This window comes from Moorena sp. SIO4A5, assembly GCF_010672005.1.
In the GTDB taxonomy this organism is placed as follows: domain Bacteria; phylum Cyanobacteriota; class Cyanobacteriia; order Cyanobacteriales; family Coleofasciculaceae; genus Moorena.
In genome coordinates this window covers 1-11,319 of the sequence record NZ_JAAHHZ010000171.1, presented here as the reverse complement: position 1 = coordinate 11,319, position 11,319 = coordinate 1, and the positions used below count along the sequence as shown (strand labels likewise).

General features: G+C 44.8%; 8 protein-coding genes. 5 read left to right on the top strand and 3 right to left on the bottom strand.

Annotation, left to right across the window (positions count from 1 at the left end; translation table 11 throughout):
* Positions 1-976 (top strand): phosphate acyltransferase PlsX (gene plsX, locus F6K57_RS30565; RefSeq protein ID WP_293071937.1); only part of this gene is annotated, 976 nt, incomplete at its 5' end.
* Between the two features lie 472 nt (positions 977-1,448).
* Positions 1,449-2,447, top strand: a complete 999-nt coding sequence (locus F6K57_RS30560) for a beta-ketoacyl-ACP synthase III (RefSeq protein ID WP_293071936.1) — start codon at positions 1,449-1,451, stop codon at positions 2,445-2,447.
* Between the two features lie 83 nt (positions 2,448-2,530).
* Here F6K57_RS30560 and F6K57_RS30555 read toward each other — a convergent pair whose 3' ends face one another.
* Together F6K57_RS30555 and cbiQ are read right to left on the bottom strand one after the other, a co-directional pair.
* Positions 2,531-3,337: an ABC transporter ATP-binding protein gene (locus tag F6K57_RS30555; protein WP_293071935.1), complete on the bottom strand. Its 807-nt coding sequence runs from the start codon at positions 3,335-3,337 to the stop codon at positions 2,531-2,533.
* A 330-nt stretch (positions 3,338-3,667) separates the two neighbouring features.
* Positions 3,668-4,585, bottom strand: coding sequence for a cobalt ECF transporter T component CbiQ (gene cbiQ, locus F6K57_RS30550; RefSeq protein ID WP_075896090.1), 918 nt, complete (start codon positions 4,583-4,585; stop codon positions 3,668-3,670).
* A gap of 538 nt (positions 4,586-5,123) precedes the next feature.
* Here cbiQ and F6K57_RS30545 point away from each other — a divergent pair.
* Entirely contained in the window at positions 5,124-5,750 is a 627-nt protein-coding gene (locus F6K57_RS30545; RefSeq protein ID WP_293071934.1) for a helix-turn-helix domain-containing protein, read from the top strand.
* Positions 5,751-6,136: 386 nt separating this feature from the next.
* Here F6K57_RS30545 and F6K57_RS30540 read toward each other — a convergent pair whose 3' ends face one another.
* Positions 6,137-6,367, bottom strand: coding sequence for a hypothetical protein (locus tag F6K57_RS30540; RefSeq protein ID WP_143727426.1), 231 nt, complete (start codon positions 6,365-6,367; stop codon positions 6,137-6,139).
* A gap of 183 nt (positions 6,368-6,550) precedes the next feature.
* On the opposite strand from F6K57_RS30540, the gene F6K57_RS30535 reads away from it, so the two are divergent.
* Positions 6,551-9,262 carry a peptidase domain-containing ABC transporter gene (locus tag F6K57_RS30535; protein ID WP_293051698.1) on the top strand — a complete coding sequence of 904 codons (2,712 nt, stop codon included), beginning with the start codon at positions 6,551-6,553 and terminating at the stop codon, positions 9,260-9,262.
* Positions 9,263-9,527: 265 nt separating this feature from the next.
* Entirely contained in the window at positions 9,528-11,048 is a 1,521-nt protein-coding gene (locus F6K57_RS30530) for an HlyD family efflux transporter periplasmic adaptor subunit (protein ID WP_075896096.1), read from the top strand.
* Positions 11,049-11,319 lie beyond the last annotated feature (271 nt).

Here is an 11,319-nt window from a genome sequence, read left to right as displayed (position 1 = left end):
AGCTATTAGAGCACAAGCTGAGTTAGGGGTAGAGGTATTGTTGGTAGGGGATCCTGAGCAAATTAGATCCTCTATTTCCCAACACCACGGATCAAGTCAGATAGAAATTGTAGCTGCTGATGGTGTCGTTGCCATGGATGAAGAACCCTTGGTGACCTTGAAGCGTAAGCCCAAGGCTTCTATTAACGTAGCCATGGACTTAGTCAAGCAAGGACGTGCTGACGCTGTAGTCTGTGCTGGGCACTCTGGGGCAGCCATGGCAGCGGCTCTATTGCGCTTAGGGCGTCTGCCAGGGATTGACCGTCCCGCAATTGGCGCAGTTTTTCCTACCATCATGGCTGGCAAGCCAGTGATTATAATGGACGTGGGGGCAATTGTGGATTGTCGCCCTAAATATCTAGAGCAGTTTGCCATCATGGGCTCAGTATATAGCAAGTATGTCTTGGGCATGGAAGAGCCTAAGGTGGGTCTGCTAAACATTGGTGAGGAAGAGTGTAAAGGCAATGATTTGGCCATCCGTACTCATCAACTGCTACGAAAGAATTCCAGAATAAACTTTATTGGCAATGCTGAGGGTAGAGATGTACTCTCAGGTCAGTTTGATGTAATTGTGTGCGATGGCTTTGTGGGCAATATACTGCTCAAGTTTGCCGAAGCAGTAGGGGAGGTGATGCTGCAAATTATCCGAGAAGAACTGCCTCAAGGGATACAAGGTCAGCTAGGTACAGCGTTGTTAAAACCCAACTTGAAGCGGATTAAGCAGCGTATGGATCATGCCGAACATGGCGGTGCTCTACTCTTAGGGGTGGCAGGAATTTGTATTATTAGTCACGGTAGCTCCCAAGCTCCATCGATTTTTAACGCCATTCGGTTGGCTCAAGAAGCCATTGATCACCGAGTACTAGAGCGGATTAAAGCTAATCACTTCAAAAAGTCCCCCGAATCAGTGGCTAGTAATTCTAGCAGTCAGGAGTAAGCCATGATAGGTTGATCGGTATTTCAAGGCCACCATTAGCGCAACAGTTTTTTTGTTGACGGTTGGCGGTTGACGGTTGACAGTTCATAGTTAACTTTTATTCTTGACAATGTCAACAAAATGTGACCACAACAAAATGCCGACTAAATTTTTAGTAGCTGATCAAGTCTGGTGTTACACTCATCCTTATAGCCATTTAGGTAAACTCCGGTAGCTTTAGCAGCAAATTATGGTATTTAACGGATAACTATATGGAGAAAATCCACCTAATAACATCTAGGGTTTCGTTAAACTAGGAAATTTTGAGCTTGAGCGTGGCACAAGCCCCACACCATAACCGTGTAAGGCTTGTATAGTGTAGTTTACAGTGGCTGTGATGGCAAGATTGACCAATGACCAGTCTTTTCGCCTTCTCCCTAAGCAGCGAACTTGGGAAGAGAAAAACATGGGATGCAACTGATGGAGAAGAGCCTTGAATCAACTAGGAACAGGCATTGCTATTACCGGAAGTGGTTCCGCAGCGTCAGAGGTTACCCTCGATAACCATCAACTAAGCCAAATGGTTGATACATCGGATGAGTGGATTACCACTCGTACCGGAATTCGGCAACGGCATCTGGTGGATGCACAAGGGAGTCTAAGTGAGATGGCTACTGGGGCAGCAAGGAATGCGATCGCTATGGCTGGAATTGCTCCTGAAGACCTAGATCTGATTATCCTAGCCACCTCAACCCCAGATGATCTGTTTGGTAGTGCTAATCAAGTTCAGGCACACCTGGGAGCCTCAAAAGCAGTTGCCTTTGATATAACCGCAGCCTGCTCTGGGTTCGTCTTTGGACTGGTTACAGCGTCCCAATTTATCCGCACTGGCCTGTACCAAAATGTCTTACTGATTGGTGCCGATATTCTCTCGAGGTGGGTGGATTGGTCAGACCGAAGTACTTGTGTACTATTTGGAGATGGTGCTGGGGCTGTAGTTTTGCAGGCAAATCAATCCGATCGCTTACTGGGATTTGCACTGTGTAGTGATGGTACCCAGAATAGCTGTCTTCAGTTAGCCTATGAATCACAACAGCAGGAAATAGTCAAGGGTTTGACAGTTGCTAAAGGCACTTATCAACCCATTACCATGAGTGGCAAAGAGGTTTATCGCTTTGCGGTGCAAAAGGTACCGGAAGTGATTGGAAAAGCATTATTCCGAGCCGATATCAGCACTGAACAGGTGGATTGGCTGCTCTTGCATCAAGCTAATCAGCGGATTCTGGATGGAGTTGCCCAACGTCTTAAGATTCCTAAGCACAAGGTTCTAAGTAATCTCGCCCAATATGGTAATACCTCAGCGGCTTCTATACCTATAGTGTTGGATGAAGCAGTGCGGCTTGAGAAAATTAAATCAGGAGATATTATAGTTACCTCCGGCTTTGGTGCAGGATTGACTTGGGGAGCGGCAGTTTTTAAGTGGGGAAGGTAATTGAATTACTCCAGCACCATCCTGAGCCAGTTAATCATTGTTGACGGTTAACAGTAAACAGTCAACCGCCAACGACTAAATTTTCAAGGGTTACTGATAACCGACACTATAGAGTGAGGCTTTTCCAAACCATGATCCTCCATCAGCTGCTGATTAGCCATCACCTGTTGAGGAGGACCGTCAGCAATAATTTGCCCTTCGTCAAGTAGCAAAACGCGATCGCATACTTCTAAAATCAGTTCTAGGTCATGGGAGGAAATCAGTATTGTCTCCTCGGACCCTTTCAAAAAGCTAATCAAGCGACGCCGGGAACGAAGGTCAAGATTGGCACTGGGTTCATCGTAAAGCACTAGGGATGGACCCATGGCTAAAACCCCTGCGATCGCTACCATACACTTCTGACCCCCAGACAGGTTGTGGGGAACTCGAGCCGCTAAGTGTTCCACACCCGTCAGGGATAGGGCTTGTTGAACTCGCTGTTCAACCTCAACCGCTGGTAACCCCATATTCTCTGGTCCAAAGGCTACGTCATCCCAGACCGAGGGGGAAAATAACTGGTCATCGGGATTCTGAAACACCAGACCAATTTCTGGGCGAAACTCACCCGCTACCACAGGTTTGCCAAATAACAGCATCCCTCTTGCCCTAGTTGGTTTTAAAACGCCGCAGATGGTCAGAAATAGGGTAGTTTTACCAGCACCATTCGGCCCAATCAAACCTATCCGTTCCCCTGGCTTAATGGTGAGATTGATATTGCGTAAACTATCCGGTTGGTCTGGGTAGGAAAAATACAGACTATCAATGGCAAGGGCGTAGTGTAACGAAGTAGATGACTGATAGGGTTCAATGTAATCTTCTCGGTAAAAAAATTCTTGTTTTTGCTGGGTCACGGTAAAAGTCTGAAGGATGAAGTCTGTTCGCGTAGCGTGGCCGTTCGCGCAGCGTGGCCTACGGCCTTAAGGCCAAGAATGAAGTCGTTTCGCCTGATAGCGTTCGCTGTAGGCTAGGATAAATTCTCAGCCATATTAATTACGGCTAATCACTTATAGTCGGGGTGAGGGAATTTTGTGAAGTGTTAATTTAAGTGTTAATTTTATTTAATTTAAATTAACAAAACTCCAACCCAAACCCTAAACTTATAAGTCATTAACCGGAATCAATATTACCTTGATTTGATGACCATGAATTAGTCATCATTGATTAGTCTGAATTCGCTTCGGTCATGCTTGTGTTAACAGAATTTCTGCGATCACAAATCCTACTGAAATCAAGCTAGTGAGTCCCAAAGCAATGTAGTGGTGGAAACCAGCAGTGTTTGTACTAGACGACCTACGCTTTCCCCTAGGAAGGGGTAATGAAAAGCTCTGTGTTCTACTCCCTATTGTCACACCAGAACTCTCAGAAACCATAAATTGAGAGGTGTTACTATACCCTCGTAAAATCATCGCTTGATAGACTTGCTGGGATTGCTGGTAACTGCGTACCAAAAGTGTTCCGGTTAGGGAAGCTAAAACTCTAAGGTTACGGTAACTACGGGCGAAGAATTCCAGTAACGAAGCAACTGGGTGACCTCCAAATTCCTGCCATGAAAGCTTTGGTCCTTTGCCACGAAAACCTCGCAGCTGCATTGCCCGCTTCATTTTAGCTAGGTCGTTACTAAATTGCTCAATATAGCGGTAAGACAACAGAGTCATATCCGCAACCAGTGAGGGCAGACCAAGCGATCGCATAGCTTTGATGTTGGTCAAAAAGGGTGCGGTCCCAAATAAAATCACACTAATGGTGAGAATACATAAGAAACGGGTGGCAATCAGCACTAGGGTTAGCAGTCCTTCCTGCCGCACGGCGATTGGACCGAGCTGAATGATCACGGTAGTGCCTACTGTGAAGGGGAGTAGCAGTGTAATCCCTAACAGAAACAATCCCGGATAGCGCAACCGATTCAACAGAAAAGACAGTGGCAGGCGAGAGACTCGATAAAAAATTAGGGTCAGAGCCACCATCGGTGGTAGCACTATCAAATGCTGTACAAAGGAAAACGCGAAAATTAGGGTCAGTAGGGCAATTAGCTTGGCACGAGGTTCCCAACTGTGGATGGGGGAGTCCAAGTGAGCGTAGGCATCAAGTCCATGTTTCATTTAGTCATTGATTGTAATTGGTGATTGCTAATTGGGTCTAATCAACATAGGAGCCATAGGTTCTATCGCTCCACTTCACCTTTGATACTTCATACTTGATACTTCATACTTGATACTTCACCCTTCATCCTTCATCTTTTCTCCATGACCTATGACTCACTTAGGATCAATCCCTAAGCTAATCAGAATTTAAACGGAATATATTACGTCAATAACTCTCCCCATGCCCCCATGCCCCCATCTGCCCATCAGCTGAGATCGGCAAATTAATTAGATTCGCCCACATTAGATTTTCCCACAACTGATCACGAGGATATGGGCAAGCACCATATCATCAAATTGCTGTGCTTTTGTCTTAAAGATTCAGGATGATTATATCACTTTAGTCTACAAAAATAAATAATTTTCATTATAAATTAATTTTTATTAATAAAAAAAAGTGCCAATTTGGCAACAAAGTTAGTTTATATTGGTGTATGAATGTGCAACTATAGACTTTGGCCGATTGTTTCTCCCTACTTATGCCAACGTCTAATCAATGAAACCAATATCACACCATCAATTGACATCGGAAACTAAGAGCGATTGGCCTAGGGCCACGCTACGCGAACGCATTTCTGTAGGTCTTTGTTTGACACCGTTTCAGCGCAAACTGCTACAAAAAAATCTGCAATCGGATTTACCACAACAGTATCGTCAGCGTATCGAAATTATGCTGCTAGCGGATGAAGGGAAAAGCCAAGTTCAAATTTGTAAAGCCCTAGGGTGTTGTGCCGCTACAGTACGCCATTGGATTTTTATGGCTCGTATGGGTCAAGCCCATAAGTGGAATGATCATCCCATTGGTCGCCCTAAAGCAGTAAATGATCACTATCTGGCACGGTTGCGAGAACTGGTCAGCCGTGGTCCAAAAGAATTTGGTTATGCCTTTGAGCGTTGGACAGCGGGGTGGTTAAGTAAACATCTAGCCAAAGAGTTGGGAATTAAAATAACCCCTCAGCATGTGAATCGGCTGCTGAAAAAAATGGGGCTGTCTACTAAAGGGAAACCTGTTCAACAAAACGAGAGTACCAATCTCAATCAGCCTAGTAATCGGATTGCGATTCGGGACCTGGATGCTCTTGAAGTATCAGATCTAAAGTCCGCTGACTGGCTTCGTTTATAGTCTTGGTTTTTTGCCTAGCGATAGTAAAAACGCTTTTCACAGAACAATCTTCTGTTATATAATACCCAGACTACCGGTAAGAATAGGATTCTTCTTCCATCTTGGTTATTTAATTTCCTTGAAATTGGTTGATATTGACATCTTAACGGGTTAAAACAGTGTTGATTCTGTGGTTAGCCCAACGCCCGAGGGTTAAAACCACGTTGACTTTAACCCTGTCAACAGACTCCTACATCCGGCAGGCTCTTCTTAACAACTGTGGGTTTACTTCAATTTTTAATTTCGCGCCTTTCTGTTGGTGCGCTTTCCAGTGGGGGTTTGAACCTCGCGCCTTGTCGCACCGCAACCATCATACTTTGATTGATTAGTTTGGTGGTGGCAAAACCCTAGAAAAATTCTGTTGTTTCGGTATGAAGCTCGAATGGCAACCCAAATATAAAGCGATGCAGAGGTTCGACCCGTGGGGAATTTTCGCCTAGGTCAAGGGCACCTAAGCGGTCTTGGGGAGCCAGTGCCGACCTGTGGGGGTCTCCCCCATGAGCAACTGGCTTGGTTTCCACGGGGCTGGAGAGCGATGCAGCGCCGCCAAAGGGGGTTCCCCCCATGAGCGACTGCATCAAGACAGGTGCGGACGCAGGTTCCGCACACAGACCCATGGGCCATGAGCGACTGCATTAAGACAGTGAGTTTTTCATAACTTTACATTGCCTTCATATTACCACAGGATTTTGCCTGGATATAGCGACCCTGCCATCTAGATCGCTAACTCTCCCTCGAAGATTTTTTAGGTTTAGAGGATTATGGTTCAAAATTTAGCCCCAATTTCTTCTCAGCAGCTGAGGGATACCCTAGGGCATTCCTTTAATGATGCCGAATTTTCCCGGATTCTCAAACAGATAAAATTTATCGAACCAAAAGTCGGCCAGTTTTGGCAAGCTGAACAGGCGGAAGCTGGTATTTATATCGTGATGACCGGCAAGGTTAGATTACTCAACAGTGCTGGGGAAAAATTTGCCACCTTGACAGAGGGAGACTCGTTTGGGGAATCTACCTTTTTTCCCGATGCATCCTTTTCGCCTTACTCAGCGAGGGCTTCTCGGAATCTTCAGCTTTGCTATCTCACCCCTGAGTTGTTGTTTCCACTAATTAGCAAATATCCTCGCATCCGAGACCATCTGTATGAGTACGCCCGTAGGCAAAATTCAGTACTGGTTGACTCCGACACCCAGCCCACTCCATCACCCCAGCCCATAACCCCATCAGCGACTGCCCCATCCACACCTGCCAAAACGATTAGTAAAGCCTATTTTCCCAATCCTAATCAACGAGTGGGACATTTATGGCAACGGGTAATCCGACGCTATCCATATTTTGCCCAGCAGAGTGGTTCTGACTGTGGTGCCGCCTGTTTGGTAATGGTATCTAGCTATTGGGGAAAACGGTTTAGTGTGAATCGTTTGCGAGATATCGCTAATGTAGACCGTAATGGTGCATCACTGCGGGGATTATCAGCAGCAGCAGAAAGTATTGGCTTTTCTACTCGTCCGGTTAAAGCTAGTCTTGACCAGCTAGCCAAACAAAAACTACCAGCCATTGTTCACTGGGAAGGTAAACATTATATTGTTGTTTATCAAATAACCAAAAATTCCGTTATTGTTGCTGACCCAGCCATTGGTCAACGTACCCTCAGCCACCAGCAATTTAAAGCAGATTGGAGCGGTTATGCACTGCTGCTACAACCGACTGCGTTACTCAAGGATGCTAAAGAGACCACTACTACCTTCTGGCAATTCTTTGAGTTAATGAAACCCCATGGGGTAGTGGTGCTCGAAGTGTTTATCGCTTCCTTATTTATCCAGATATTTGGATTAATTACACCTCTATTTACCCAGCTAATTTTAGACCGAGTCGTGGTGCAGCGCTCTGGGCTAACCTTAATGGCGGTAGGGTTAGGGCTACTGATGTTTAGCCTATTTCGAGTCGCGATGATGGGATTGCGGCAATATCTACTAGACCACACGGCTAATAAAGTAGATGCAGCGCTGATTGTAGGATTTATTCGCCATACACTGCGGTTGCCTCTTTCGTTTTTCGAGTCCCGCTATGTTGGTGACATCATATCACGAGTCCAGGAAAACCGCAAGATTGAGCAGTTCCTGACCGGTGAAGCCTTATCAATTCTGCTGGATTTACTAACGGTATTTATCTATGTAGGATTGATGTTTTGGTACAGTTGGAAAATGGCGTTATTGGCCTTAGTGATTGTGCCGCCATTTTTCCTACTAGCCTTAATCGCGACACCGTTTTTACGGAAGATTTCCCGGGAAATATTTCAGGCTTACGCCAAAGAGAATAGCTATCTGATTGAAACCCTTTCTGGTGTCCGAACGGTAAAATCAACAGCAGTAGAACAAACAGTACGTTGGCATTGGGAGGAGTTATTAAATAAGGAGATAAAACAGGGATTTACTGGGCAAGTTATCAGCAATCGCCTCCAAATTTTCAGCAATGGGATTGAAGCCGTGGCCACAACAGCCCTACTCTGGTATGGAGCGTGGTTAGTAATTCAAAATCAGCTAACGATTGGGCAATTAGTGGCCTTTAATATGCTGCTAGGAAATGTGATTACTCCCTTCCAGCGGTTAACCGTGTTATGGAATGAATTCCAGGAAGTAGTAATTGCTATGGAACGGATTAATGATGTGTTGGATGCTGAACCAGAGGAGGATTTGCAGCAGCAGGCGCGTCAATCGTTACCCCCAATTAAAGGTCACATTTGCTTTGATAAGGTAACCTTTCGCTATCACCCAGAAAGTGAGATAAATGTACTGGAAAATCTTTCCTTTGAAGTGAAACCAGGACAAATGGTAGCCCTAGTGGGACGCAGTGGGTCTGGGAAAACCACGATTTCTAAATTGATATTGGGATTGTATCCTCCTACGGATGGTAAAGTCTTAATTGATCAACTCGATATTACCAGTTTGTCCTTAGGGTCTTTGCGATCGCAAGTGGGAGTAGTAGACCAAGATACGTTTTTGTTTGGTGCAACCATTCGGGAAAATATTAGCTTAGGTCATCCCGCTGCTAGTTTAGACGAGATTATGGAAGCAGCACGATTAGCGGGTGCTGATGAATTTATTAAACAGTTGCCCATGGGCTATGAAACCCAGATTGGGGAAGGGGGAGGAATGTTGTCTGGTGGACAACGGCAACGGATTGCGATCGCAAGAGCTTTATTAGGGAATCCTAAGTTATTAGTTTTAGATGAAGCCACCTCCCATTTAGATGCCGAATCCGAACGGATTATTCAGAATAATTTAAATCAGATTCTCAAAGGGAGGACAACATTAGTCATTGCTCATCGCTTATCTACAGTCCGGAATGCGGATTTAATTTTAGTGATGGATAGAGGAGTATTGATTGAGAGGGGAACCCATAAAGAGTTAATGGCAAAACGGGGACATTATTATTATCTGAATCAACAGCAATTTAAGGCTGATGAAATTGAGTGATGAGTTATATAGCAATTCTCTCTCCCATGAAGGACAAAGGGATCCCCCTAAATCCCCCTTATTAAGGGGGACTTTCAGGCTGATAAGCGTACCTCATAAATGCAATAAACGCTATCAAATAACGTCTAACAGTTTTGACCAATAACTAATCACTAGTTACCTACTCCCTACTCCCTACTCCCTACTCCCTACTCCCTACTCCCTACTCCCTACTCCCTACTCCCTGTTTTATTTGCTAAATCACTAATTACTAATCACTAAACCCATGCCAAATACATTAAACAGACAAGTAAACGGAGATCCTGCCCCCCAACAACACCAAGAAACCTTGACTTCTCCAACACCAGCTTCATCTCGGGATGATTGGTCTGAGGCCACTCAAGAACTACTCGATAGTTTACCCCAAGTTTGGACAAGGGGACTGATGTACTTTCTAATCACATTTGTTGGCCTGATTTTGCCCTGGGCTATACTATCTCAAGTGGATGAAACCGGTACGGCTAGGGGAAGACTAGAACCGAAAGGAAACACGGTGAGGCTGGATGCAGCTGTGGCGGGAACCGTAGAATATATTAAGGTAAAAAAGGGAGATAAAGTAGACGCTGGACAACAGTTATTAGTATTAGAATCTGAGTTAGTTAATTCAGAGCTAAGGCAAGTACAAGATAAGTTAAAAGGTCACTTAAATCGCTTGTCTCAGTTAGAGTTGCTGAAAAATCAATTAGTGGTAGCATTGGCAACTCAGCAGCAACAAAATCAAGCTCAAGTGTTGGAAAAACAAACACAAGTAGACCAAGCGCTACAGAATCTGGAGGCTCTGAAGAATTCCTATGATTTACAACAAGAAGAAAAGTTAGCTCAAGTTAATCAGGCGCGTCAGACCTTTAAACTTAGTCAAAAGTCTTTTAATATAATTGAGAATCGTTTGGATAATGCTGAGCGGGAGGTGAACCGTTACAAGGATGCCTATCAAGAAGGGATTGTTTCGGAAATCCAAGTAGTAGACCGGGAAGATTTGCTACAGGAGAGGCAACGGTTGTATGAACAAACCAAGTCAGAGATTGAGCAGAGTAAGTTACGTCTAACTGAACAACAGAGTAGTTATGAACGAAGCCTTCGACAAGCGCGAGCAGAGATTGAACAGGCACAGTTACGACTAAAGGAACAACAAAGAAGTTATCAGACTCTGAGCCACTCGGGTAAATTAGCGCTGCTGAGGGTGGAGGAACAATTGAAGAATTTGGATACACAAATAACTACCCTCAATTCAGAAATTGCTCAAAGTAAGGGTGAGATTAACTCGTTGCAGCTTCAGTTAAAGCAACGAGTGTTAAAGGCACCGGTCAGTGGTACGGTGTTTGAATTACCGATTCAAGCGGCTGGAGCGGTAGTGCAGTCAGGAACTATGGTGGCGGAAATTGCACCCTCAGGTTCGGTGTTGGTAATTCGAGGGCAGATGGCAACGACTGAAAGTGGTTCTTTAGAGACAGGAATGCCAGTGAAGCTTAAATTTGATGCCTATCCGTTTCAGGATTATGGAGTTGTAGCAGGACAGTTAGTAGACATTTCTCCTACTACCTCTGAGGTGGATACTCCTAATGGTAAAAGAGCAGTTTATGATTTAGAAATTGAACTGAAGCAGGATTGTATAGCTTCGGCTGATAAGTGTATTCCCTTGCGTCCTGGAGATACGGCCATGGCTGAGGTGATTGTGCGCCAGCGTCGGATTATTGATTTTATTCTCGATCCCTTTAAGAAGTTACAGCAGGGAGGGTTGAAGTTGTAGATGTTGGGTGCATTTCATATTTGTAAATCTATAACTAAAAGAAGTGTGGTGAGGGTGGGGAGGGTGGGGAGAGGGGGAGATAGGGAGATAGGGAGATAGGGAGATAGGGAGATAGGGAGATGGGGGAGATTTTTATTAAAGGTAATTGTCATAAAATGATATTAGCTTTCTATTGCCAGATGAAATTTATATTTATCCGACTTCCGACTTCCCTCTTCTGAGAGGTTGTCTGAGAAGTCTCATTTGCTACATCCAAGCCCCCTAAATCCCC